The organism is Geobacter sp. AOG1, from assembly GCF_019972315.1.
GTDB lineage: Bacteria > Desulfobacterota > Desulfuromonadia > Geobacterales > Geobacteraceae > Geomobilimonas.
Map to the genome: position 1 here is coordinate 2,573,412 of NZ_BLIZ01000001.1, position 25,691 is coordinate 2,599,102.

At 54.8% G+C, this 25,691-nt stretch carries 23 protein-coding genes; 19 read left to right on the forward strand and 4 right to left on the reverse strand.

The annotated features are described in order from the left end of the window. Nucleotides 1-307 precede the first annotated feature (307 nt). The 12 genes from LDN04_RS11690 to LDN04_RS11745 all read left to right on the forward strand — a co-directional run bounded on the left by LDN04_RS11690 (nucleotide 308) and on the right by LDN04_RS11745 (nucleotide 10,431). On the forward strand, nucleotides 308-2,533 hold the full coding sequence (locus LDN04_RS11690; protein WP_223910562.1) for an NADP-dependent isocitrate dehydrogenase: 2,226 nt from the start codon (nucleotides 308-310) through the stop codon (nucleotides 2,531-2,533). Between the two features lie 47 nt (nucleotides 2,534-2,580). Next, the gene (gene mdh / locus LDN04_RS11695) at nucleotides 2,581-3,534 is read left to right on the forward strand and encodes a malate dehydrogenase (protein ID WP_223910566.1); all 954 of its coding nucleotides are present in this window, start codon (nucleotides 2,581-2,583) and stop codon (nucleotides 3,532-3,534) included. A 187-nt stretch (nucleotides 3,535-3,721) separates the two neighbouring features. Then, on the forward strand, nucleotides 3,722-3,916 hold the full coding sequence (locus LDN04_RS11700; RefSeq protein ID WP_088534432.1) for a 4Fe-4S binding protein: 195 nt from the start codon (nucleotides 3,722-3,724) through the stop codon (nucleotides 3,914-3,916). Nucleotides 3,917-3,939: 23 nt separating this feature from the next. Further along, entirely contained in the window at nucleotides 3,940-5,073 is a 1,134-nt protein-coding gene (locus LDN04_RS11705; protein ID WP_223910569.1) for a 2-oxoacid:acceptor oxidoreductase subunit alpha, read from the forward strand. Nucleotides 5,074-5,075: 2 nt separating this feature from the next. Next, a complete protein-coding gene (locus tag LDN04_RS11710; protein ID WP_223910571.1) occupies nucleotides 5,076-5,894 on the forward strand; it encodes a 2-oxoacid:ferredoxin oxidoreductase subunit beta in 819 nt (272 codons plus the stop codon). A 23-nt stretch (nucleotides 5,895-5,917) separates the two neighbouring features. Beyond that, a complete protein-coding gene (locus LDN04_RS11715; RefSeq protein WP_223910574.1) occupies nucleotides 5,918-6,466 on the forward strand; it encodes a 2-oxoacid:acceptor oxidoreductase family protein in 549 nt (182 codons plus the stop codon). A gap of 177 nt (nucleotides 6,467-6,643) precedes the next feature. Beyond that, nucleotides 6,644-7,264: a DedA family protein gene (locus LDN04_RS11720; protein ID WP_223910577.1), complete on the forward strand. Its 621-nt coding sequence runs from the start codon at nucleotides 6,644-6,646 to the stop codon at nucleotides 7,262-7,264. Next, on the forward strand, nucleotides 7,261-8,007 hold the full coding sequence (locus LDN04_RS11725) for an RNA methyltransferase (RefSeq protein ID WP_223910580.1): 747 nt from the start codon (nucleotides 7,261-7,263) through the stop codon (nucleotides 8,005-8,007). The genes LDN04_RS11720 and LDN04_RS11725 overlap by 4 nt, the downstream gene beginning before the upstream one ends. Beyond that, a complete protein-coding gene (locus tag LDN04_RS11730) occupies nucleotides 8,004-8,318 on the forward strand; it encodes a SemiSWEET family sugar transporter (protein ID WP_223910584.1) in 315 nt (104 codons plus the stop codon). The genes LDN04_RS11725 and LDN04_RS11730 overlap by 4 nt, the downstream gene beginning before the upstream one ends. Further along, a complete protein-coding gene (locus LDN04_RS11735; protein WP_223910587.1) occupies nucleotides 8,315-8,899 on the forward strand; it encodes a LemA family protein in 585 nt (194 codons plus the stop codon). Before LDN04_RS11730 ends, LDN04_RS11735 begins: the two co-directional genes overlap by 4 nt. A gap of 8 nt (nucleotides 8,900-8,907) precedes the next feature. Continuing rightward, nucleotides 8,908-9,774, forward strand: a complete 867-nt coding sequence (locus LDN04_RS11740; protein ID WP_223910590.1) for a YgcG family protein — start codon at nucleotides 8,908-8,910, stop codon at nucleotides 9,772-9,774. 24 nt (nucleotides 9,775-9,798) lie between these two features. Continuing rightward, nucleotides 9,799-10,431, forward strand: coding sequence for a TPM domain-containing protein (locus tag LDN04_RS11745; RefSeq protein ID WP_223910594.1), 633 nt, complete (start codon nucleotides 9,799-9,801; stop codon nucleotides 10,429-10,431). A 43-nt stretch (nucleotides 10,432-10,474) separates the two neighbouring features. Here the strand turns inward: LDN04_RS11745 and LDN04_RS11750 are convergent, their stop codons facing one another. The 4 genes from LDN04_RS11750 to LDN04_RS11765 all read right to left on the reverse strand — a co-directional run bounded on the left by LDN04_RS11750 (nucleotide 10,475) and on the right by LDN04_RS11765 (nucleotide 16,798). Then, entirely contained in the window at nucleotides 10,475-12,025 is a 1,551-nt protein-coding gene (locus LDN04_RS11750) for a DHA2 family efflux MFS transporter permease subunit (RefSeq protein WP_223910597.1), read from the reverse strand. Between the two features lie 19 nt (nucleotides 12,026-12,044). Next, a complete protein-coding gene (locus LDN04_RS11755; protein ID WP_223910599.1) occupies nucleotides 12,045-13,142 on the reverse strand; it encodes an HlyD family secretion protein in 1,098 nt (365 codons plus the stop codon). A 12-nt stretch (nucleotides 13,143-13,154) separates the two neighbouring features. Further along, nucleotides 13,155-14,426: a TolC family protein gene (locus LDN04_RS11760; protein ID WP_223910602.1), complete on the reverse strand. Its 1,272-nt coding sequence runs from the start codon at nucleotides 14,424-14,426 to the stop codon at nucleotides 13,155-13,157. 206 nt (nucleotides 14,427-14,632) lie between these two features. Further along, the gene (locus LDN04_RS11765) at nucleotides 14,633-16,798 is read right to left on the reverse strand and encodes a tetratricopeptide repeat protein (protein ID WP_223910605.1); all 2,166 of its coding nucleotides are present in this window, start codon (nucleotides 16,796-16,798) and stop codon (nucleotides 14,633-14,635) included. A 171-nt stretch (nucleotides 16,799-16,969) separates the two neighbouring features. Here LDN04_RS11765 and rnr point away from each other — a divergent pair, with 171 nt between their 5' ends. From rnr to LDN04_RS11800, 7 genes are all read left to right on the forward strand, one after another. After that, nucleotides 16,970-19,228 (forward strand): ribonuclease R, encoded by a 2,259-nt coding sequence (rnr, locus tag LDN04_RS11770; RefSeq protein WP_223910607.1) that lies wholly within the window; start codon nucleotides 16,970-16,972, stop codon nucleotides 19,226-19,228. A gap of 74 nt (nucleotides 19,229-19,302) precedes the next feature. After that, complete coding sequence (tatC, locus tag LDN04_RS11775; RefSeq protein WP_223910610.1) at nucleotides 19,303-20,142, forward strand: twin-arginine translocase subunit TatC; 840 nt, start codon at nucleotides 19,303-19,305, stop codon at nucleotides 20,140-20,142. A gap of 35 nt (nucleotides 20,143-20,177) precedes the next feature. After that, nucleotides 20,178-21,149 (forward strand): bifunctional riboflavin kinase/FAD synthetase, encoded by a 972-nt coding sequence (locus LDN04_RS11780; protein WP_223910613.1) that lies wholly within the window; start codon nucleotides 20,178-20,180, stop codon nucleotides 21,147-21,149. Beyond that, complete coding sequence (locus LDN04_RS11785; RefSeq protein WP_223910616.1) at nucleotides 21,142-22,161, forward strand: lysylphosphatidylglycerol synthase transmembrane domain-containing protein; 1,020 nt, start codon at nucleotides 21,142-21,144, stop codon at nucleotides 22,159-22,161. The genes LDN04_RS11780 and LDN04_RS11785 overlap by 8 nt, the downstream gene beginning before the upstream one ends. Nucleotides 22,162-22,166: 5 nt before the next feature. Next, complete coding sequence (locus LDN04_RS11790; RefSeq protein ID WP_223910619.1) at nucleotides 22,167-22,922, forward strand: bifunctional 2-polyprenyl-6-hydroxyphenol methylase/3-demethylubiquinol 3-O-methyltransferase UbiG; 756 nt, start codon at nucleotides 22,167-22,169, stop codon at nucleotides 22,920-22,922. After that, complete coding sequence (locus LDN04_RS11795; protein WP_223910621.1) at nucleotides 22,919-24,790, forward strand: DUF2723 domain-containing protein; 1,872 nt, start codon at nucleotides 22,919-22,921, stop codon at nucleotides 24,788-24,790. Before LDN04_RS11790 ends, LDN04_RS11795 begins: the two co-directional genes overlap by 4 nt. Then, nucleotides 24,787-25,686: a shikimate dehydrogenase gene (locus LDN04_RS11800; RefSeq protein WP_223910624.1), complete on the forward strand. Its 900-nt coding sequence runs from the start codon at nucleotides 24,787-24,789 to the stop codon at nucleotides 25,684-25,686. Before LDN04_RS11795 ends, LDN04_RS11800 begins: the two co-directional genes overlap by 4 nt. Nucleotides 25,687-25,691: the final 5 nt, after the last annotated feature.

The following is a 25,691-nucleotide window of genomic DNA, read 5'->3' on the forward strand; positions in this document are numbered from 1 at the left end:
TCCTTATCTTCCTAATAATGACCTTACCGCGTTGAAATAATAAAATATTCTCACTTATTTTCCTTGACAGTCCACCCTGTTTTGTATACTGTATACAAAATTCCCACCTTGCAAAATTCGCCATGATTCCCGTTTATTCAGGCGCGCATTTTATGCTTTGTATGTAGCTGTCATAGATGCGCAACGTAACAAGGTGTGTATATGGAAAATACCGACAGGTGCACTGACTGTGATGGGAAAAAGGGCAAAATACAGGTCCCTTTCACTAAGCCTCGGACTACACCGGCATAAAAACTAAGGAGAAAACATGACGACACAAAAGATTATCTGGTCAAAAATCGATGAAGCCCCTGCACTGGCAACCTACTCTCTGCTCCCTATCGTCAATGCCTTCACAAAGGCGGCTGGGGTTGTCGTGGAAACACGGGATATCTCTGTGGCGGGTAGAATTATCGCAAATTTTCCCGATTATCTGACGGAGAGTCAGAGAATGCCGGATTATCTGGCCGAACTTGGTGAACTTACCCAGAAGCCAGAGGCCAATATTATCAAGCTTCCCAACGTCAGTGCCTCAATTCCCCAGTTGAAGGCTGCAATCAAGGAACTGCAGGAGAAGGGCTATAAACTCCCTGACTATCCCGAAGAGCCGAAGACCGACGCCGAGAAAGAGCTCAATGCTCGTTATGCCAAATGCCTGGGGAGCGCCGTGAACCCTGTTTTGAGAGAGGGTAACTCCGACAGAAGGTCGGCTCGTGCGGTAAAAGAATACGCTAAAAAGCATCCGCACAAGATGGGTGCTTGGAGTCCGGACTCAAAGACCCATGTATCGCACATGACGGCAGGTGATTTCTACCACAGTGAAAAATCCACCACGATGAAGCAGGCCGGCAACGTAAAGATCGAGTTTGTTGACCAAGCCGGGAAGGTTACGGTCCTGAAAGAGAAATTGTCCCTTCAGGCAGGCGAGGTGCTTGACGGAACCTTCATGAATGTTCGCGCTCTGCGTAAATTCATCGAGGAGCAGATTGAGGACGCCAAAGCGAAGGGGGTGTTGTTCTCCGTACACCTCAAGGCCACCATGATGAAGATTTCCGATCCCATCATGTTTGGACATTTTGTTTCCGTCTTCTTTAAGGATGTTTTTGAAAAGCATGTCGCCACCTTCAAAGAGTTGGGCGTCAATCCGGATCTCGGCCTGGGCGATCTTTACCTGAAGCTTCAGAAACTGCCGGAAGCAAAAAGGGCCGAAATTGAAGCCGATATCCAGGCGGTCTACACGAAGAGGCCGGCACTGGCTATGGTCGATTCGGATAAAGGGATCACTAACCTGCATGCCAGCAATGACATCATCATCGATGCATCCATGCCCGTTGTTATCCGCGACTCCGGCGGTATGTGGGGTCCTGACGGCAAGCTTCACGATGTAAAGTGCGTGATACCTGACACTTGTTATTCGGAGTGGTATCAGGTCTGTATAGATTTCTGCAAGAAAAACGGCCAATTCGATCCTACAACAATGGGATGCGTTTCCAACGTAGGTTTGATGGCGCAAAAAGCAGAGGAGTACGGCTCACACGACAAGACCTTCAAGGTTCCTGGTAACGGTACTGTGCGCGTTGTCACCGAGTCGGGAGAGGTGCTGTTCCAGCACGTCGTAGAAGAAGGCGATATCTGGCGCGGCTGCCAGGCAAAAGACCTGCCGATCCAGGACTGGGTCAAACTGGCGGTACGTAGAGCACGTGCAACCGGGGCACCGGCCATATTCTGGTTGGACAAGAACCGGGCCCACGATGCCCAGATGATCGAAAAAGTTAACAAGTACCTGAAAGACCATGATACCAATGGCCTGGATATTCGCATCATGGCTCCCGTCGATGCGATGCTGTTAAGCTGTCAACGGGCAAAAGATGGGCTGGATACCATTTCCGTGACCGGCAATGCACTGAGGGATTACCTGACCGACCTGTTCCCGATCCTTGAGCTGGGTACCAGCGCAAAAATGCTCTCCATCGTGCCGCTTCTGGCTGGCGGTGGTCTGTTCGAGACGGGCGCAGGCGGCTCTGCCCCGAAGCATGTTCAGCAGTTTGTCCAGGAAGGGTATCTGCGCTGGGATTCCCTCGGTGAGTTCCTGGCCCTTGCCGTTTCTCTCGAACACCTGGCAGCTACTTTCAAGAACGAACAAGCGCAACTCTTGGCTGATACCCTTGACCAGGCCAATACCAAATTCCTGGATCAAAACAAGAACCCGGCCCGTAAAGTTGGGCAGATCGACAACCGGGGCAGCCACTTCTATCTGGCCATGTACTGGGCAGAGGCTCTTGCTGCCCAGACCAAGGACAAGGATCTGGCTGCACGTTTCGCCAAGGTAGCCAAGCAGCTCCAGGACAATGAGGCAAAGATCAACGAGGAGTTGATCGGTGCCCAGGGGAAACCTCAGGATATCGGCGGTTACTATATGCCGGACCCGGTCAAGACGGAAAAAGCTATGCGTCCTAGCGCAACCTTGAATGCAATTATTGACGCTATTGCATAAACCATGAGAGCAGGAAGTAGAACAAAATACAGACAAGGAGAGAGAAAATGGCGAGAAAGAAGATTGCATTAATCGGTGGTGGTCAAATCGGTGGTGTTCTTGCTCAACTCTGCGCACTGCGTGAGCTTGGCGATGTTGTAATGTTCGACATCGTGGAAGGGTTGCCCCAGGGGAAAATGCTTGATATCGCCGAGGTAGGTCCTGTCGACGGTTTTGACATCAACCTGAAGGGGACCAACGACTACAAAGATATCGAAGGTTCGGACGTCGTCATTGTGACGGCAGGTCTTCCCCGCAAACCGGGCATGAGTCGCGACGATCTCATCGCCACTAACTCCAAGATCATGACCGAAGTTGCCAAAGGTATCAAGCAGCACGCTCCTAATTCCTTTGTCATCGTAATTTCCAATCCGCTCGACGCCATGGTAACTCTCTGTCAGCAGATTACCGGTTTCCCCTACAACCGTGTCATGGGACAGGCCGGTGTGCTAGATTCATCACGTTTTGCCGCCTTTATCGCGTGGGAACTGGGTGTTTCCGTGAAAGACGTCACCGCCATGACCCTTGGTGGTCACGGTGACGATATGGTTCCGCTGGTACGCTACACCAGCGTGTGCGGTATTCCGGTCATGGAATTGCTTGAAAATAAATACAAGGATAAGGCCAAAGCGAAAGAAGTCATGGAAGCAATGGTCAAGCGCACCCGTGGCGCAGGCGGGGAAGTAGTCGCCCTCCTCAAGACGGGGTCTGCATTCTATTCTCCTGCTTCCAGTGCCATTGCCATGGCCGAAGCAATCCTTAGGGACCAGAAGCGCGTGCTGCCTACCTGTGCATACCTGCAGGGTGAATTCGGCGTGAACGGTTACTATGTTGGCGTTCCCTGCGTTCTCGGTGAAAAGGGAATTGAAAATATTATCGAGTTCAAACTAGATGCCGAAGAGCAGGCCATGATGGATAAGTCCGTTGCAGCTGTTAAGGAACTCGTAGGCAGCATGAAATAGCTTCCTGCTCCCACAGTTTGTCTGTTAAGACAAAAGAAGGGCACGTGCCCTTCTTTTGTCTTATGGAGTGAATATTTCGAGTAGTGGCTTGGCAGTAAAACCAGTTATTGTAATCGTATACAATTTGTGGTAGATTCTGTCCGTTTGTCGGCCTAACGGCTTTATTCCAGATAAGGAGCGTAAGTAGATGGAAAAGAAGCTTCCAACGATCGAGATTATCGAGAAGTATTGTAAGGGATGCCACATCTGTGTGGAATTCTGCCCAACAAAAGTTCTGGAAATGCAAGGCTTCGTTGCGGCGGTAAAAAACCTGGAGGCCTGTATCAAGTGCATGCAGTGCGAGCTACGGTGCCCCGATTTTGCTATCAAGGTAACACCTTAACATTTTGACAGGAGGTATTTAAAGTGGCAAAGAAAGTTGCTTTTTTGCAGGGTAATGAAGCTGCGGCCCAAGGTGCACTCTATGCCGGCTGCACGTTCTTCGCCGGTTACCCGATTACCCCTTCCACCGAGGTTGCGGAGGTAATGTCTGCAGAACTTCCCAAAATCGGCGGGAAATTCATCCAGATGGAAGATGAGATTGGTGCCATGGCTGCGCTTATCGGAGCCTCGCTGACCGGTGTAAAGGCGCTGACCTCGACCTCGGGCCCCGGGCTTTCCCTCAAGCAGGAAAACATCGGCTATGCTTGCATTGCCGAGGTACCCTGCGTTATCTATAACGTCATGCGGGGCGGCCCATCCACCGGCATGCCGACCGGACCCAGCCAGTCGGACGTCATGTGCGCCAAGTGGGGAACCCACGGTGACCATCCGGCTATCTTGCTTGTTCCTGCATCGGTACAGGAGACCTACGAAGAAACAGTTCGTGCGTTCAATCTGGCCGAGAAATACCGCACGCCGGTCATGGTCATGCCAGACGAAATCGTTGCTCACATGCGTGAGCGTATTGTCTTCCCCGAAAAGGGCGAGCTGGAAGTTGTCGACCGTACGGCGCCGTCCGTTCCCCCCGAGCAGTACAAACCCTACGATACCAGCTTCGGTGATGTGCCTCCGCTGGCTGCTTTCGGTTCCGGCTACAAATTCCATGTAACCGGTCTTAACAAGATGCAGGACGGCTTCCCGACTACCAAAGCCGAGATAGTACAGGCAGAGGAAGAGCGTCAGGTTCGCAAGGTAGAGGCCAATAAAGCCGATATCATGAAGTGGGAAGAGTATCTGGTTGATGATGCTGACATCGTTGTGGTCGCCTACGGTTCGACTTCCCGTTCAGCTCGCTTTGCCGTCAATGAAGCACGCAAGAACGGTATCAAGGCTGGTCTCTTCCGTCTTCAGACCTTCTGGCCGTTCCCCGAGGATCGTCTCCTTCAGATATCCAAAAAAGTTAAGGCATTCATCACGCCCGAAATGAACCTCGGCATGTGCCATGGTGTCGTCAAGGGGTGCATTGAAGGGAATGCGCCGGTACTTGGTATTTTCCGGGTTGACGGTGAGCCGATCAATCCGGGTCAGATCGTAGACAAGATGAAGGAGGTCAAGTAACCATGGCTTTTGATTACGATAAGTACATCCGCCCCGGCAAACTGCCCCATATCTGGTGCCCCGGTTGCGGTCACGGGATTGTCATGAAAGGGCTGATTCGCGCCATTGACGCAGTCGGCCTTGATAAGAAGAATACCGCCATTGTTTCCGGCATCGGTTGTGCCTCACGTCTCCCGGGCTATATTGATTGCTGTACCCTTCATACTGCCCATGGACGGGCAGCAGCCTTCGCGACTGGTGTCAAGATGGCAAAACCCGAGATGGACGTTATTCTTGTCGGGGGAGATGGCGACGGTACGGCAATTGGCGGCAACCACTTCATCCATGCCTGTCGGCGCAACATCAACATGACGTATATTATCATGAACAACAAGATATACGGCATGACCGGCGGCCAGTTTTCTCCTGCAACTCCGACAGGTGCCAAAGCTTCTACCACCCCCTACGGCAACCCGGACCCCGCATTTGACATAGCCAAGCTTGCTATCGGTGCTGGTGCCACGTTCGTAGCACGTGGTACTGCCTACCACGCCAATCAGATCGATAAGCTGATAGCCGAAGCGATTCAGCACAAGGGCTTCTCCGTCGTGGAGATTCTTGATGACTGCCCGACCACCTATGGCCGCCGCAACAAGTTCCGGTCGGTTATAGAGATGATGAATGTTCTCAAGGACATTGCCGTACCGGTCAAAGCTGCCGAAAAGATGAGCCCCGAGCAACTCCAAGGTAAGATTCTTACCGGTGTCCTCTATAAAGAGGAAAAACCGGAATATACCACAGAGTATGCCAAAGTCATCGAGCGCGCCAAGGCCGCGAAGTAATCACACGTAAAGGAGAATGACAGATGTCTGGACGTTATGAGATCAGATTTTCCGGGGCTGGCGGGCAGGGGTTGATCCTGGCCGGTGTGATCATGGCGGAGGCTGCCTCGATCTTTGACGGCAAGCAGGCCGTTCAGTCCCAGAGTTATGGCCCGGAGGCCCGTGGTGGCGCCTCCAAGTCGGAAGTTGTTATTTCCGATGGCCCCATCGACTATCCCAAAGCTACTGTGGTGGATGCCCTCCTGGCTCTCACCCAGGAGTCCTGTGACAAGTATTCCCATGACCTCAAGGAAGGGGGCGTTCTGCTGATCGACTCCGACCTGGTCAAGAGGCAGCCTGCAGGCAATTTCCAGGTTGTTTCCTTTCCGATCATCAACACGGCAAAGAACGAAGTGGGCCGCGAGATTGTTGCCAACATCGTTGCCCTGGGAGCGATGGTTGCCCTTACCGGCGCGGTTTCCAAAGAGAGTGCCGAGAAGGCCGTTCTCTCTCGCGTGCCGGAGGCTTTCCTCGAGTTGAACAAGAAGGCGTTCAACATGGGGTACGAAAAGGCACTTGCCGCGAAAAAGTAAGATTGACTGCCCTGTACATGAAGCCCGGCATCCATGATGTCGGGCTTTTTTTATACGTTCGTAACTGCTCGTAAATGTGGTATTACTAACCAGTGTAACGTACCTGCGTTCGGATTAATCCACAACGCGGCAACTGCCGCTCTCTACATTAGGTATCTCAACAGCTTCGGGGGAACATTGCAGCAGTTTCTCAGAGACTATCTTGAATTGCACGGCTACTGGGTCCTTTTCCTCTGGACGTTTCTCGAGGGGGAGGCAGGGCTTATTCTGGCCGGTTTTCTCGCATTCCAGGGGTATCTCAACATCTTTGGCGTGATCGTGACCGCCCTGGCAGGTTCATTCTGCGGAGACCAATTTTACTTCTATCTCGGGCGCTGGCAGGGGCGACGCCTCTTGAAAGTCTTTACCTCCATTGCAAAAAAATTCCATAAAGCGCTCAAATTGATCGAAAAATATGGCACTTTTGTTGCGTTTATATCCCGCTTTACTTACGGATTCCGGATAATTCTCCCTGTTATACTGGGGATGACCAACCTCGGGGCAGCAAAATTCTGCGGTTTGAATCTCCTCAGTGCTCTGTGCTGGTCAATCATCTTTTCCCTTGCCGGTTTTCTCTTCGGGAAGAGCGCCTCGCTTTTCGTGGAGGACGTGAGTCGTTACGAGCCCTATCTCATGCTGATTCTGATAAGTCTGATCGGCTGCATGTGGCTCTCCCATTTAATCCATGCACGGTGGCGTAGACGGCGGGCACGCAAGCGGTTACGCAGAATGAAATCTCGATCGGGGAGCACTAGGTGACGCGAGAAGAATTACGCGACAAGGTCGCAATCGTTTTGGTCGAACCGCAGAGTCCGGGCAACGTGGGAATGGTCTGCAGGGCCATGAAAAATATGGGGCTGATGCAACTCCGTCTCGTCAATCCGTGTGCGCTGGATCATCCGGAGGCACACAAATTTGCCGTTTCAGCCCGCGACCTGTTGGACCGGGCCAAGGTGTACGAAAACCTTGCGGATGCTCTTGCCGACTGCGAAATAACCGTTGGAACCACGCGACGCCATGGCAAATATCGTCAAGAGATATTCTCCCCCCAGGAAATGGCGACAATCGTTCTTGGCCAGGTGACGCATAACCGTGCAGCGCTTGTTTTCGGAAGGGAAGACAGTGGCCTGACCACAGAAGAGCTTACCATGTGCCGCTGGCATGCTACCATTCCGACGAGCCCCGATTACGGTTCGCTCAACCTGGCACAGTCGGTGCTGATCTTTTGCTATGAACTTTTCAAAGCGGGTGAAGCTGCTCCCGCTGTTGTGGAACGGCAGCTTGCCTCGACCAATACGACTGAAGAACTTTATCGGCAGATGGAGAGTTCGCTGCTCAGAATCGGTTTCCTCAATCCCCAGAACCCTGCCCACCTCATGCGTTCTCTGCGGCGGATCTTCTCCCGGGCTGAACTGGATGACCGTGAAGTAGCCATCCTGCGAGGGATGGTATCTCAGGTTGACTGGGCCACTACGGCCTACGAAGGGAAAAAGGGGCGATGACAGTCACCTGGCTCGGATTGATCGCGGGGGCGGTTACCAGTTTCGCAGCGGTGCCCCAGGTGGTGAGAACCTACCGGACACGGCATGCGCGAGACATATCCATCTGGCAGCCGATTCTCCTGACGGCAGGGATGGCATTGTGGCTTGTTTATGGTATCCTGCTGAAGGATGTCCCCCTCATAACCGCAAACCTCTTCTCCCTTCTCTGCTATGGCATCCTTATTGTGCTGAAAATCAGATACCGGGATGGTGACAACCTCCCGGAGCGTGATTATCTTTCAGAAAACAGCTCTTCACAGGAGGAAGTATGAAAACGACAGTTCTGGCGGCACTGATGATCTGCGCGGTGATGGCCCTTTCCGGATGCGGTTACAATACCATGCAGGCCAACGAGGAAGCGGTGACTGCCGCATGGGGTGACGTGGAAGCAAGCTACCAGCGGCGTGCCGATCTCATCCCCAATCTGGTTGAGGTGGTGAAAGGGTATGCCAAACATGAAGCAGAGACCCTGACGGCGGTGACCGAGGCGCGTGCCAAAGTTGGCTCCCTGCAGGCCTCCAAGCAACTCGTGAACGACCCCCAGGCGTTTGCCAAGTTCCAGCAGGCCCAGGGAGAGCTTTCCGGTGCATTGTCCCGCCTGATGGTAGTGGTGGAGCGTTATCCCGACCTGAAGGCCAATCAGAATTTCCTCGATCTGCAGAACCAGTTGGAGGGGACCGAAAACCGGATCAACGTGGCCCGGGTCCGGTATAACAAGTCGGTCCAGGAGTTCAATACGAGTATCCGCACCTTCCCCAATTCCGTCACCAATTCGGTCCTGCTGCATCTCACCCGCAAGGAGCCGTTCAAGGCGGAAGAGGGGGCAAAAGTCGCACCGAAAGTGAAGTTCTAGTCACGGCAATGACCAGATTACTCTCGCTCATCTTACTGCTGTTGTTGACGGGGTCCGCGTACTCCCTGGACGTGCCGGCGTTGCGCGGTCATGTCAACGACTACGCCGGTATGCTTTCACCGGCTGTTGTTCAGCAACTGGAGCGCCGACTCGCAGAATTCGAGCAGAGTGATTCAACCCAGATTGTTGTCCTGACCGTTCCAACGCTGGCCGGTGAAAATATCGAGGCGTATTCCATTAGGGTAGCAGAGTCGTGGAAAATCGGACAGAAGGGGCTGGACAACGGGGCCATTCTCCTGGTCGCCGCACAGGAACGAAAGATCAGAATCGAAGTAGGAAGAGGTTTGGAGGGAAAGCTGACTGACCTTGTGGCGGGACGGATCATCCGCAACGACATCGGTCCCCGGTTCAAGGCGGGTGACTTTGACGGAGGCGTGCAAGCGGGAGTTACCGCAATCATGGATGTGGCAAAGGGAGAATACCAAGGAAAGAACATTGACCTGCGCCATGCCGGGAAAAGTGCGCCGCCGGTCTTTTCCCTGGCGATATTCCTGCTGGTCGTCTGCATTTTCCTTGGGGCCATTTCCCGTCTGCTCGGTGGTCTTGCCGGTGCGGTCGGAGCCCCTGTCGTAGCCTGGCTCATACTGCCCGGCCTCTCTCTGGCCATCCTTGCCGGGCTTGTTGTTGCCGGTTTCGCTATCGGGCTGCTGGTGAGCTTTCTCTTTGGCGGCGGGGGAGGCGGCGGTGGCGGTTTTTATGGCGGACCTTTCATCGGTGGCGGTTTCGGAGGAGGTTCATTCGGTGGGGGTGGCGGCGGTGGATTTTCCGGTGGCGGCGGGGATTTCGGCGGCGGTGGGGCTTCAGGCGACTGGTGACGGGAAGGGGAGGCGCATCTCGACATGAAACACGCAGCAGATTTTTTCAGTGCTGATGAGAGGGAGTTGATACGTCAGGCAGTCCATGCGGCCGAGTCGTCAACGTCGGGCGAAATAGCCACCATGGTTGTCGACGAAAGCGACTCCTACCATGACGCCATTGTCTTGGGAGGGATGTTGTTTGCCGGTCTTCTGGCCATGGTGGTCGCCATAGTGTTGCACCACCTTACCATCTGGTTTTACATTCCCGCAGTCTTTCTGTGCTATCTGCCCTGTCGCGCCCTGTTCGTGCGCGTGCCGATCCTGAAACTGCCATTATTGAAGAGGTCACGCATCGCTCAGGCTGTGCGGGAGCGGGCGGTGCGTGCTTTTTATGAAAAAGGTCTCTACCGGACCCAACACGCCAGCGGCGTCCTGATTTTCATCTCCCTGCTGGAGCGAAAGGTGTGGATTCTCGGCGATCGGGGGATCGACAGCAGGATTCCCCCCCAGGCGTGGCAGGGGCTCGCCCATGAGCTTTCCGCCGGTCTGCGTGAAGGGCGTGCGTGTGAGGCGTTGTGTGCGGTTGTGGGGAGATGTGGCGCTGCACTGCAGGAGCATTTCCCGCGCTCGCCGGATGATGTGAACGAATTGTCCGATGACGTGATAACCGCATGAGAGATAAAGGCCGCTGACAGTTTCAGCGGCCTTTTCTTCTCCGTCAGTGCATCTCCCTGGGACCGTCGTGTCGCGGCCGCTTCAGAAGCAGAAGAAATGGCATGATGACGATGAAGGCAAGGCCGACGATCCAGAATATGCGATTGTAGGAAAGAATGCTCGCCTGGCGCTGTACGTCTTTGTAAACGAGTGCGAGTGAGAACGTATCAGCTGTCGTCAGGTCCATGCCCTGAGTTATAGCGGCCTGTTTCAGTGTGGCGAGCTTCATCCGGGCAGCAGTGTCGTAGGGGGTGACACGGGCCACGAGGCTGTTCTGGTAAAACTGTCCGTAACGTGCGATGAGGGTAGCAGCGATGGCGATGCCGACGCTCCCCCCGATGTTGCGCAGCAGGTTGAACATGCCGGTTGCATTCCCCATCTCTTCCCGGGAAATGGAGGCGAGGGTGACTGTGGTCAGGGGAACGAAAATCATCGCCAGGCCAACCCCCAGCACTACGCGCGGCCAGACGAAATCCCAGTAGGAGGCTTCGAGGGTAAAGCGCTGCATGATGAACATGGATGCCGCGCCGATAAGGAGGCCGGCAAACACTACCTTGCGACCGTCATAACGGGAAATGATTATTCCCACAAACGGCATGGTTATGAGCGTAGCTATCCCCCCCGGCGCAAGCACCATTCCGGCCAGGGTAGCATCGTAGCCCATGAGAGTCTGGAGGAAGAGAGGGATGAGCATTATGGAACTGTAGAGGCAGAATCCGACCATGAACATGACGAGGTTGCCGGCTGAAAATGAAATATCCTTGAAGAGCCTGAGGTTGATGATCGGATTGACGTGTTTCAGTTCCACGTAGATGAGCATGATGATGGAGACAGCGGAGACCAGGGAAAAAAATACGATGAACGACGAATTGAACCAGTCGTCCTGCTGTCCTTTGTCCAGCACGACCTGCAGTGCACCCAGCCCCGTGGTCAGAAATGCGAGACCCAGATAGTCGATCTTCATCTTTCCCCGCTTCAGGTACGATGGGTCGTAAATGAAGTAATACGCCATGATTACCGCGATAATACCGATGGGGATGTTGATGTAAAAAATCCAGCGCCAGTTCAGGTTGTCCGTAACCCACCCCCCGAGGGCCGGTCCGATTATCGGTCCGAACATGGCGCCAATGCCGAAAATCGCATTGGCCATCCCCCGTTCGCGGGGAGGGAACGTTTCGAGGAGAATCGCCTGGCTGTTGGGGATAAGGGCGCCACCGGCGGCGCCCTGGAGAATGCGGAAGAAAATCAGGGTGGCAAGGTTGGGGGCGGCACCACAGAGAAACGATGCAACGGTGAACAACGAGATGCAGGTGATGAGGAATCTTTTCCGCCCGAACAGCCGTGAAAGCCAGCCGGTCATGGGGAGTACCACCGCGTTACTCACCAGATAGGAGGTGAGCACCCAGGTGATTTCGTCGGTGCCGGCATTGAGGCTCCCCTGCATGTGGGGAAGGGCGACATTGGCCACTGACGTGTCCACGATCTCCATGATGGTCGGGAGCATGACGGTAATGGTGATGAGCCACTTATTGATGTTCTTGCCAGTCGCTTCCATGGGAGCCCGGGATATCAGGTCAGGAGAAGGGATTCAGCTCTTTGAGGATGTCCATGATGCGTCGATCAGTCCGGATGGTCGGTACGACGCTCATGCCGACCCGGAGTAGATGGTCCGGGTCGCTCTGCTTGTCGATGATGATCTTTACCGGGATCCGCTGCACCACTTTGACATAATTGCCCGAGGCGTTTTCCGGAGGAAGGAGGGAAAATGCCGCACCGGTCCCCGCCATGATGCTGTCGACCCGGCCGGTGAATTCCCTGCCGGGGTATGCATCAACTTCGAACACGACCTTCTGGCCAGGTTTTACATGGGTCAGTTGCCGTTCCTTGTAATTGGCCACGATCCATGCGTTGTCGAGCCGCACCAGAGCCATGAGCGGTTGGCCGGTCTGTGCGTGGTTACCGGCCTCCACGTTCTTTTTGGTTATGTACCCGTCACTGGGAGCGTAAATCCTTGTGTAGGAAAGGTTTAACGCCGCCTCGTCGAGCAGGGCGCGTTTCTGGGAAACCTTCGCGTTTTTCCCGCCGGTGCCGTCCAGCCCGACTTCCGCCATGGCCTGACGCAGGTTGTCTTTCCCTTCCTGTACCTGCAGGGATGCCACTTTACGTGCTGTTTCCAGCCGGTCAAGCTGTTCCCGTGGGATGACCTCTTTCTTGAAGAGAGCCTTTCCACGGCTGAGGTCGAGATCCGCCTGGTCAAGGCGGGCACTGACCAACTGGAGGTTTGCCCTGGCCGATTCGACCTTGGCGTAATCACCGGATGTCTCGTTCCGGGCAACATCGAGGGCTGCTTCGGCGTTCCGCAGACGTACATTGTAGTCGGCTGGATCCAGCTCCAAAAGCAGGTCACCTTTTTTTACCAGCTGGTTGTCCTGGATATGGACATGCTTCACGGTTGCCGGGATGCGTGATGAAATTTCGAATACGTCCGCCACGACGAAGGCGTTGTCGGTGGTTACATGGGTTTTCCCCTTTGTCCACCAGTAACAAGCGAGCAGTACGCCCGTGATGAGCACCAGTACCAGAATGGTGGTCGCACGCTTGCGGGTGCCGTTGGAATCTCCCTTCGGCTGGGCGGGCGATTCTTGCGGTGCGGTATCGCGTACTTCGGGCATTGTCATATTCTCCTAGAGTTCTCCGAGGGCTTTCTTTACTCTGGCCACAGCAACCTGGTAATCGAACATGCTGCGATAGTAATCGGTCTTGGCCTGGGTCAGGAGGGTTTGGGCGTCAATGACATCCGTGGCGGTTCCCACCTGGGCCTGGTAGCGATCCTTGTTGATCCGCAGATTCTCTTCCCCTTGCTGAATCGATTTTTCGGTGACCTTGATTTTTTCGAAGGAGACTTTGGCGTCGTTGGCAGCCAAGCGGTATTCCAGCCCTATGGCTGCTTTCAACTGGCGCAACGATTCCTCGTTTCTGGAACGGGTGGCAACCGCCTGGCGATAGCGTCCCGTCGTAGCCTGGCCGTCAAACAGGTTGATTTTCAAGCCTATCGTGGCCGCCATGATCGCCTGCTCCCTGACCTGACGGTTCTGTACGTAATCAAGCCCTGCCTTTGCGAAGATTTCGGGATAATAGCCTCCCCTGGTTTCCTGGACTTCCAGGTCGCTCCCTTCGACACTCTTCTCCAGGGCTTTGATCTCCGGACGATTGGTCAATGCCAGATCCTCGGAAGCGGTTGGGGCGGTTGGGGGCAGAGTGGCCGTTTCTTCCAATTCGGCGCGGGAATCCGGTTTCCTGTCGATGAGGTAATTCAACTGCAACCAGGCATTTCCCAAGCGGTTGGTACTGTCCAGGCGGCGCTGCTGACTGCCGGCAAGGCGAACCTCTGCCTGCAGAAGATCGTTGCGAGTGACAACTCCAAGTTCGAAAAGGTTCTGCGCAACCCGCAGGTGGTCAGTCATCTGGATGACTTCATCTTCTGCCGCCTGCAACAGTTGCTGTGCTTGCAAAATTCCGAAGTAACTGGTCACCACTTGGAGGAAAACGTCCTGCTCATACCCTTTATAGCTCAATGTAGCTGCTTCGCGCACGGTATGAGCGCGGTCTGCCCGGGCTTCGGTGCGACCGAAATCGTAGAGAGTCTGGTAGATGCCGAGGCTTGCGAATGCATAGTCTGCCTGCTGGGTTGCTATGGCACGACCGCCACCAAGATCAATTGTCTGGGGATCCAGTTGGGCGGTGTACCCTCCCTCCAGGTCGATACGGGGGAAATACCCGCTCTTGCCGATTCGTTCCCCCTCCTTGGCTATTGTCTGGTCGTAGGCGACAACCCTCAGGGTATTGTTCGAACTCCTGGCCTCCGACAGACAATCTTTCAGGGTGAGAGTTTCACTCTGGGCAACTGCCGCGGGTATAAGGAGTCCAACTGCGATGAGTCTCAGTATAAGGGACATGGTCTGCTCCAGTTCAACTGCGCAAATATTCGTCTGAACTGCGGCCGTATCGGGTTCACTGCTATCAGACAAATCCCAGCGTGTCTCCCCGATGTGCACGCAGTGTTATACGCGGGAATGCCGTGGCTTTTGTCTGGCAGGATTATACATATTGTCGGTATGCTGTCAAAATAATTGTGAGTGCCCGTAAACTAAGGGAGAGGAAGTCAGGTGGCGGGGGTGACGGTGCTGGTCTGGTTCCGGAAGGGAAGGTGAGAGCGCTGAGAGATTTCCAATCCATAAAGCCGCCGGTACAGATATGCTCCGGCGAGTACTTTTTTCACATACTCACGTGTCTCGCCAAAGGGGATGCACTCGACGAATTCATCCTGGCGTAGTCGGCCGAAGGTCTTGCGCCAACGGTTTACATTGCCAGACCCCCCGTTGTAGGCTGCGACAGCCATTACCTGGTCGCCATCGTAGGATTTAAGAAGGTCTTTCAGATGACGGGTACCATAGGCAATGTTGACATCGGGCGCCGTGAGGCTGTTCGTCACGAAATTACCGTTCTTGGAGCCGCTCATGACCTTGGCGGTTGCCGGCATCAGTTGCATGAGGCCAATGGCCCCCACCGGAGACTTGGCGGTCGTCGAATAGCTACTTTCAGCGCGGATGATCGAATGGACAAGGCTCTCGCCAATACCGCAATCGGCTGCGTTTTGTGCGACGATTTCGCGAAATCCCCAAGGGTAGAGAAGTCCCCAAGTGATAACGTTATCCTTGTCGAGCTTGTCGGGCCGGTCTTGTTTTACGGACGACAGTGCCCCATTGTAATTCCCCATTTCAAGGTAGAGCCGTGCAATCCCAAGGAGAGCTTTCCCCTTGGGATTCACTTTCTTTTTCACGTGCGCCAGTTCGCGATTTGCTTCATCGTAAAGTCCGCAGGCAATCAGCATCTTGACCCGATCAAAGCCGTCCGGGATGGGAAGAAGATGTGCCATGTCCGCTTCAAGATTCAATGGTTTATCTTCCGGCAGGTTTGCCGTCGACCGGTACATAAGGGCATAATACCCGTTCGGATATTCCGAGATGAGGGCGGTGAAAAATGCTTGGGCACCGACGATATCACCTGTTGCCACGAGGGCCCGCCCTCCCCAGTAGAGTGTTTTTTCCCGATACTGCTCTATGGCGGTCAGTTTCTGGAAGAGGTTTGCTGCAGTTGGAAAGTCACCCGCAAGATAGCTGGCCCATGCGGTTTCCCACTGGGCAGTTTGCTTGAGGCTTGATCGTGGGTATTCACTGAGCAGCCTTTGCAGCAGGGGGAGGGCATCCGAACTCCGATTCTGGAATTTCCTGATGTAGGCCGCTTCAAGAAGGGCATCATCGGCAAGGTCCGATTGGGGGAATGTTTCCGCCAGCTTCAGAAACGTTGCTATGGCGGTCTCGTCACGCCCCGTTTTATCCTGTAGCCTGGCAAGCCAAAGAGTGGCTTCTGTCGCGATTTCCTTGCGGGGATTATCGGAAAGGAGTCTGGTCAGTGCCTGCTCACCATCCTTGTAGCGTCTGGCTTTGACCATGGCTTGGGCGGTTTTGAGTGCCAGTTTCTGGGCGACATCGGCGGTAACGGTAGCGGGGGGGATAGTGGAAAAGGTTTTGATTGCCTGCTCGAATCGGTGCATGTCGTAGAGCGTCATCCCCCGTTTGAACAGTTCGTCGCTGCTGTAAGGTGCCACCGTAATGCCTTGATTGGCAAGAGTTTGCAGCTGGTCGTACGCCTTGTCTGCCACATCGGCAGCCGGGTATTTGAGCCAGATCGTGCGATAAATCGAGGCAGCGGTCGCCTGATAGCCCGTAGTCTCCTGGCAGAGGGCGGTCCGCAGTAACGCAGTCAGGGAGTCGTTTCCGGCCGGATATTTGTCGACAAACCGTTCATATGCCAAAAGGGCATTCGGGTAGTCCTTCGCATCATAGCGGGCATCGGCAACGAGCAGGAGGGCGGAGCGGTAGAGGGGAGATTCAGGATATTCCTTGAGCAGTTTTTCCAGAGGAACGAAACAATCCGCGTATCTCCCCAGCCGGTAAAGGGCGTTCGCCTCATGATAGAGAGCGTAATCTGCCAGCAGGGGAAGGGTTTCGGCGGACCGGGCCAGGGCTGTTGCCGCTTCATCCCAGTCCGAGGATTTTGCGGCAGCCATGCCGACGAGGAAATCGCGCAGACCACCAGCCGGTGCCTGATTTGCAGCCGTCCGTGCCGCTCGGTAATCACGGACCTTGAGATGTTGGGCCGCCATGGCAAGATGATCCGACGGCAGTTGAAGAAGATTTCCCCCCGACGCGGGAATCGAAAGGGCGGAGCAGAAGATAACGATAAGAGGGATACGGCGCAACAGCATGTATGACTCCAGATCCGGAATAATGAACGTGTAAATTCACGCACTGATAATAGCTGGTTAGGGCGGTAAAAATCAAAAGAATTTTCCCGGGTTACCGGTAAACTGTTTGACAACAGGAGCTTATTTGAGCATATTCAAGCGCAGTTCGGGTAAATTTTTTAGGGGAGCGGTATGGCGATAAACAGGGAAAAAATTCTGGGGTTGTTTCGAGAGAACCCCGGCGTGTTTCGCCCGTTCCGGGATCTGATGCAACTCCTGGGGGTGACCAAGGGGCAGCGCGCCAAGTTCAAGGCCTATCTTGACCGGATGGTGGATCGAGGCGAACTCGTCAGGCAGCAAGGGAATCGTTACGGCGTAACGGGAGCGTCCCATGTTATCACCGGCAGGCTCTCCGTCCATAGGGATGGCTACGGATTCGTCACCCCCGACAGCGGCGGTGAGGATCTGTTTATCCCTGCCCGTTACCTGCGGGAAGCGATGCACGGTGATCTGGTAGAGGTGGTGGCCGCGCCCCGCGGCCGTACCGGCAAACGGGAAGGGCGGCTCGCGCGGATTGTGGAGCGTGCCCATACGACGGTCGTCGGCCGTTTCCTGACGACGGGCGATCACGGGGTGGTGATCCCGGACGATCAGCGAGTCACGGGTGAGCTCATCATTCCGCCCCGAGCCGCTGGTGACGCCCAATCCGGTCAGGTGGTAGTGGCGCGCATCGTCAATTACCCAACCGAACGGAGCGGACCGACTGCCCGCATCGTCGAGGTTCTCGGCTCCAGCGATGATCCGGAAGTGGAGGTCCTTACTGTCATCAGGAAACACGACCTGCCATACCGGTTTCCCGACGACGTGATTGCCGAGGCTCGAGGCATTGCGGCCGAGGTCAGTGAAGATGACATTACGGGAAGGGTTGACCTGCGGAACCACCCGACCGTCACCATCGATGGAGAAACGGCCCGTGATTTCGATGATGCGGTCTCGGTGAGCAGGGAAGAGGGGGGGAGAATACGGCTCTGGGTTTCCATAGCCGACGTCGGCCATTACGTGCGTGCCGGGTCGGCACTGGACGGAGAGGCGTACCTGCGGGGGACGTCGGTCTATTTCCCCGACCGCTGCATCCCGATGCTGCCGGAAGAGCTGTCCAACGGCATCTGTTCCCTGAACCCGCAGGTGGACCGCCTTACCATGACCGCGGAAATTGCCTTCGACAAGAGCGGCTTTCCGGTCACGACTGCCTTCTATCCCAGCGTAATCCGGAGCGCCGCACGTCTTACCTATACCCAGGTCAAAGGGGTCCTGGTCGACAAGGACCCCGAACTCCGCGAGCAGTATGGCCATCTCCTTGACGATCTGCAGCTGATGGAGGAACTATCGCTACGCCTCACCGCCAGGCGCCGGCAACGGGGAAGCATCGACTTCGACCTTCCCGAACCCCAGATAATCCTCGATCTCCAGGGACAGACCGAGGCCATCGTCAAGGCGGAGCGGAATCTTGCCCACCGCATCATCGAAGAGTTCATGCTGGCGGCCAACGAGGCGGTGGCCCATCATCTGGAAACCAGCGGAACTCCCTCCCTCTATCGGGTGCACGAATCACCCGATCAGGAGAAGTTGCGTGACTTCCGCGACTTTGTCTTCAATTTTGGGTACCAACTGCGCCTGGGTGAGGAATCCGTCCAGCCGGCCGAGTTACAGAGATTGCTGGACCAGGCGGAGGGAAAACCGGAAGAGCGAATGATCAACGAGGTCCTGCTCCGCTGCATGAAACAGGCGCGCTATTCGGAAGAGAATCTTGGCCATTTCGGCCTTGCAGCTCCCTGTTACACACATTTTACCTCACCTATCCGGCGCTACCCCGATCTGGTCGTGCACCGCATCCTGAAGGGGGCTCTTGCTAAAACTCTGCGCAAGCATGATCTTGAGCGTCTGGCCGAAACCTTGCCGGAGGTCGCCTCCCACACGAGCAAGAGAGAACGGGTGGCCATGGAGGCGGAGAGGGAGATTGTCGAGCTGAAGAAAGTCCAGTTCATGAGCGACAAGGTCGGCGAGGAATTTGACGGCATCATCAGCGGTGTAACGTCCTTCGGTCTGTTTATCGAACTGGTCGAACTCTTTGTGGAGGGGATGGTACATATCTCCACGCTTCCCTCTGACTTCTACCGCTACCTGGAAAAACAGCACTCCCTTGTCGGCGAGAGATCACGGACAACATACCGGATCGGTGACCAGTTGCGGGTCAAGGTGGCAAGCGTCAGCATGGAACGGAAGCAGATCGAATTCGTGGTGGCGGGGGCCGTTTCGGCTCAACCGGCCAGCGAGGGACGAGCAAATGGGGAGGCATACCCTCGCATACCGGTCAAGGGGAAGCGCCCGCGAATCAAATCGGCAGCTGCTCGCGGAGAAAAAGGTGACTCCGGTGGCCGGCGCAGACGGTGAAAGCAGTTGCGCGCCGGTGAGTCGCTATGCTATGTTCTACAAGTTTTGCACTTTACGGGCGGTTTACGGTTACCATGAGCGAAAACGCGGCCATGCCGTTCATAGAACATCTGGTGGAGTTGCGACGACGCCTGATCATCATTGTCGTTGCGGTAGTAATCGGCATGGGGGTGGCGTGGAACTTTTCCGACGACCTGTTGAACTTTGTCGAAAAGCCCCTGACGGGGCATACGTACCTTACTGAGATCAAAAAACGGGTCTATGGTGAGGTAAAGCAGCGTTATCCCGGGGTGTATACCCGATATCAGCTGGACAAGGAGGTCAACGCGCCGGTCCGGGAGCGGCGCCTCAACTACAGTGCACCCTTGGAGCCCTTTTTCATCCAATGCAAGATTTCCGTCATCGCGGGGTTCATTCTTGTGCTGCCAATCGTCTTTTATCAGCTCTGGCTTTTTATCGCTCCGGGATTGACTCTCAAGGAGAAGCGGCTCGTCTTCCCTTTCGTGACGGTGAGCACCATCAGTTTCTGCGTAGGAGCTTTGTTTTTCCTCATCATAATCTGGCCGGTAATCATCAATTTTTCCCTTTCCTACGAATCACAGGGGTTGCAGAGCTGGTTCAACCTGAGTGCCTATATTAATTTTTGTCTACGGCTGATCCTTATCTTCGGTCTCATCTTTGAACTTCCCATCCTCTCCCTGCTGCTGGCCCGGTTCGGGATCGTGAGTTACACCCTGCTTGCACGGAATCGCAAATACGCCTTGCTGGCAAGTTCCATCATAGCCGCATTCCATGCTGATCTCATCACCATGTTCGTCATTATGGTCCCTCTGTACCTGATGTACGAAGTGAGTATCTGGGTGGCGCTTGTGTTCGGCAGGAAAAAACCGGTGACTGCGGATGCCGCTGTTTGACAGAACGAACGTATTCAGGAAATAGCAACCACACCATGATCATTTACCGCAGCATCGATGAGATACGGGAACGACTCCCCAATGCAGTGGTCACCATCGGCAATTTCGATGGCGTCCATCTCGGGCACCGGGAGATGTTCCGTCGTCTGAAGAAGGCGGCAGCAGATATCGGAGGGGTATCGGTGGTCATCACCTTCTATCCCCATCCTCTCAAGGTGCTCCCGGTCGGAAGAGACGTACGCCTCATCAACACCTATGCCGAAAAAGAGAATCTTATTGAGGCCTCTGGGGTCGATTACCTGGTTGTGCTTCACTTTACCCCTGAATTCGCATCCATCAGTGCAACTGAGTTCGTGCGGGACATTCTGGTCGGAAGGATCGGTGCCCGGAAACTTATCATCGGGTATGATTACGCGTTCGGCCGTAACCGGCAAGGGGATGTCGCTTTTTTGCAGCGGCTTGGCGGAGAAATGGGGTTTGCCGTGGAGGTGCTGGCACCGATCGGTACCGGCGAAACGGTTTATAGCAGCAGCATGGTGCGACGCCTCATCCAGGCAGGTGACGTCAAAGAAGTCGTAGCGTTCCTGGGTCGGCATTTCTCCGTCGGTGGAACGGTCGTGCATGGTCATCACCGGGGGAAGGATCTCGGATTTCCGACCGCCAATCTCCAAACGGACAAGGAATTGCTCCCCGCCCATGGTGTGTACGCGGTCAAGGTCAAGGTGAATGACCGGATTTACGATGGTGCGTGCAATATCGGTGACAATCCGACCTTTGGTGATGAAGCAAGCGCCATAGAAGTTTTTCTCTTTGATTTCGACGGCGACCTGTATGGCAATGAACTGCGGGTCTATTTCGTGGAGAGGCTTCGCGGCGAGATGAAGTTTCCCGATGTCGCCTCACTTACGCAGGCAATAGGGGAAGATATCCGCAGATGCCGGGAAATCCTGCGGGACGTGTCCATTATCGAGTATCGCGACTACCTCGGAGCACTAGACCATGGCTAGGAAGAACATCGACAAACGTCTCTGGATCGGCATCGGCATCAGTGCGGTTCTGCTGGTCCTGCTGTTTCGGCAGATCGATGGACGGCAGGTACTGGCGGCATTCCGTTCCATGGACTACCGCTATCTTGTCCCTTCTGTGCTTCTCACCTTTGTCAGTTATTACTGTCGTGCCATACGCTGGCGCTACCTGCTCCTCCCCCAGAAGGCGACTTCCCTGGCGAACCTCTTCCCGGCAACCATCGTCGGCTACATGGCAAACAACCTGCTGCCGGCACGGCTCGGAGAATTTGTCCGCGCCTACGTTCTTGCGGAAAAAGAAAAACTCGATTCGAGCTCGGTCTTTGCCACGCTGGTCCTGGACCGTCTGTTTGACGGCTTCACCGTGCTCCTGATCCTGGTAGTGACCTTCTTCACCGTTCAACTCCCCCCAGGCATGGAGCAGGTGCAGGAGGGGCTCAAGCTGGGGGGATACATCACCCTTGCCCTCTACGTCGGCGTTATTGCCTTTCTTGTGCTCCTGAAGCGGCGGACCCACTGGACTCTGGATCTGCTGGGGAGTTTACTGCGTCCATTCCCCGCCCGCATTGCCGAGAAAATCATTCCCCTCCTCGGTTCGTTCATTGCCGGTATCCGTATGTCGGCCAGGCCAACAGAACTGGCGGCGTTATTTGTCTCTTCACTCGTTATCTGGAGTACCGCGATCTGGCCCGTGGACCTGGTGCTGAAATCCTTCGGTATTTCGCTTCCGGTCACGGCATCCATGCTGATCATGGTATTTCTTGTATTTGCCGTGATGGTGCCGGCATCGCCCGGTTACGTAGGAACGTATCATGCGGCGTGCGTTTACGGCCTTCTGGCGTTCAACGTACAGCGGGAAATGGCGCTCAGTGTGGCGCTCGTCATGCACGGTATAAATTTTTTCCCCGTAATACTGGCGGGTTTCTACTATCTATGGCGTGACAATATGTCCCTTCGGAATGTGGAAGAACAATCCGCAAAGCATAGCGGCTGATCGACATGGAATGGTATCCTACTCCCAGCTACCTGCTCAAGCGGAAGGTTATTCTTGATTTCCTCCGTACGGTTCCCGTTAGAGACGTTCTCGAAGTAGGGTGTGGCGCGGGTGACCTTCTGGTGGCTCTGGCGGCCCGGGGGTACCGAGGTACCGGCGTCGACCTTTCGGATGATGCGGTGGAGGCTGCTCGGGAAAGGGTCGCGAACACAATGGTAACGGTTGCAAGGGGTGAAGTGCAGGACGTAGCCGGACAGTTCGATGTGGCGATAGCTTCGGAGGTGCTGGAACACTGTGCGGATGACGTGGGGGTTCTGCGTGAACTGGCGTCGAAAACCCGACCCGGCGGTCACGTAGTGCTCACGGTTCCGGCCCATATGTCAAAATGGGGGGCTAATGACGATTTCTGCGGTCACCTCCGTCGTTATGAACGGGAAGAGTTGCATGACAAACTGGCTGCTGCCGGACTTAACCCCGTCTGTATATACTCCTATGGCGTACCTATATACAATCTGATGAAACCTTTTTATGACCGCGCCATCCGTAAAAAGTGCAAACAGGAGCGTGATCTGCGGGTACGTACCGAAGAGAGCAGTGGTATGTGGCTTTTTACGGGGATGAAACGGATTTTCTTCCTATTGTTTAACGATCTGACAATGTATCCATTCTATCTGCTGCAGCGGCTTTTTTTTCGGACCGATCTCGGCAACGGCTATTTTGCCGTTGCGCGTCGCGTCGAGCAGCAAGGTGAGTCAGCATGAACCGTCGGGTTTCAGGGGTGCTGTGCCGCATCGATATCTTTGCCGTGGCATCGGTCATAATTCCTTTGTTTGTCTATCTGCTGACCCTCGCCCCGTCTGTTACCTTTTTCGATAGTGGTGAATTCCTCACCGCCATTTATTCCCTGGGCTCCGCCCATTCTCCCGGCTACCCGCTGTTTATCAATTACGCCAAGCCGTTCACCTATCTCCCCTTCGGCAACTTTGCCTTCAGGGTGAACATCGCCACGGCTGTTTCTGCGGCTATTGCCTGCTATGGCGTGTATCTCCTGGTAGTCTATCTTCTGCAAACCGAAGATCCGACGTCGGATGTAGCATTTCCCCGTTATTTCAGAAGAATTACCGCCCTCGGCGCAGCGCTGACGTTTGCTTTCTCGGCTCGGCTCTGGCTGCAGTCCAACCATGACAAGCCATACCCGCTCATATCGTTTCTGGCGGCGATGATTTTTTATCTGCTCCTCCTCTGGAGAGAACATTATCGTCAGGGAGATGAACGCCCATTCTATGTCTATTTGGGAGCATTCCTCTGCGGACTCGGCTTCGGTGCCCATCAGACCATGGTTTTGCTTGTGCCATCGTTCGCGTTTCTGATCATCTCCCTGGACTGGCGGATACTCGGGCGCATCAAGGAAATACTCCTCGCCATCACCTTCGGCCTTGTCGGGTTTTCCGTCCATCTCCACCTGCCGGTACGGGCGGTACGAGAGCCGCTTCTCAACTGGGGCGATCCCAAGACCCTTACCCAGTTTCTTTGGCATTTTCTGCGCAAGGGGTACCCCACGGACAAGCCCGATCGGGATCTTAAGCTTCTCTGGGCACAGCTGAACGCCTTCAATATCCCCTTCGAGTTCACGGTAGTGGGGATGGTCCTGCTGCTTGTCGGCATTACCTTCTTTTTCAGAAAGCGGCGCGATGAGATACTCGCATATCTATTGGGGTTACTGGTATTCATGCTTGTCATCGTCGGCTACTTCAATGCCCTGCCCGACCTGATATTTCTGACGGAAGAATTTTTTACGCCACTCTACCTTTTCTCGGCAGTCTTTGTCGGTCTTGGGATGTTTGTTCTTCTGAAGACAGTTTTCGGAATGTTTCCCAGCCACTACCTGGAGAAACTGCCAGCCAAGGTTGGTGCTGTACTCGTGGTCGCTGCGCTCCCAATCTCGGTTTGCGCGCTCCACTACGACGAGAATGACCAGCATGAAAATTATATCGCCTATGACTATGCCTCAAACTCGCTCCGGACCCTTCCCCAGGGGACTGCCCTGTTTACCTGGGGAGACAGTGGTGCCTTTCCACTCTGGTATCTGCAGGGGGTGGAAAAAATGCGGGAAGATGTGGATCTATTGCACTCACCCCATCTGGTTTTCGGCTGGTACCTGGACTCATTCCCCCTTGTATTCGCTAACAGCAGACTCAGAACTATCCCTTTGGAAAACTTCTCCCCCGACGACGTTTTGAGGCTGGCGATAGATGAACAGATTGAACGACGACCTGTTTACATCGATTTTTCTACCAGATATTCCATCGGGTTGAGTAATTACACCATTCAGCAGTCCGGCATTTGTTATCGACTGGCCAAGTTGTCCGGTGCCATGTTCCGTCCCCCGGAGCAGTCGGTCTGGAGACTTTATGCAATACGGGGTGTCAGCGGGGAGATGTTCTTCCGAGACCTTGATACGGGGAAGGCCATACTCATCTATGCAACTAGTCATCTTGAGGCGGGGGACATGCTGTTGCGACTCGGGAGAATAGCTGAAGGTGTCGGGGAACTGCGGCTGGCTGAACAGATTTCTCCGGAGTTGCGTGGTCAGGTCGCAGGCATTCTGAACGGATACAATGTGCAATGAGAGTCGATATTCAGGGAAAAACCAGGGTACTCGGGATAATCGGCTGGCCGGTAGCCCATTCTCTTTCGCCACTGATGCAGAATGCTGCCTGTATTGAACTCGGCCTGGATTACGTCTACGTGCCGTTTCCTGTGGCTCCGGGGGATCTTCCGAAAGCGGTGGAGGGTTTGCGTGCCCTTGGTGTCGCGGGTTTCAATGTGACCATTCCCCACAAGGAAGCGATAATCGGTCTACTCGACGAGCTTTCCGAGGAAGCCCGACTCATCGGGGCGGTCAATACGGTCAAACGGGACGGTGATCGCCTGATAGGCCATAACACCGATATTACTGGCCTCATTAAATCGCTGCAGGATGACCTGGGATTCGACGTCAAAGGCAGCAGGGTAGTGCTTCTGGGGGCAGGAGGTGCTGCACGGGCGGCTCTTGTCGGTCTCTGCCAGTCTGGCGCAGCATCGGTCACTGTGGCAAACCGTACGCCGGCAAAAGGTGAATGTCTCGTTGCCGGTTTCAGGTCGGTATTTACTGGTGTGAATCTTGCTCTTTGCACCCTGGATATCTTGAAGGGTGACCGGTGTTTGAAGGACGTTGACCTGCTCATCAATACGACTGCGGTCGGCCTGAACGGCACAAACTTTACCGATCTTGATCTTGCTCCAATGGCGCCAGCAGCGCGGGTGTATGACATGGTCTATAATCCCGCGCTGACTCCACTCCTTGTCGAAGCGCGAAAACATTCCCTTCGTTCGGCCAATGGCGCAGGCATGCTCGCGGCGCAGGGAGAAGCGGCATTTACCATTTGGACAGGGTGTAAACCGCCAAATGGCCTAATGAAATCGCGCCTTTTGGCGGCGCTTGATGGCCAAGATATGCTTGACAACGGCGTATATTCAAAATAGTATTT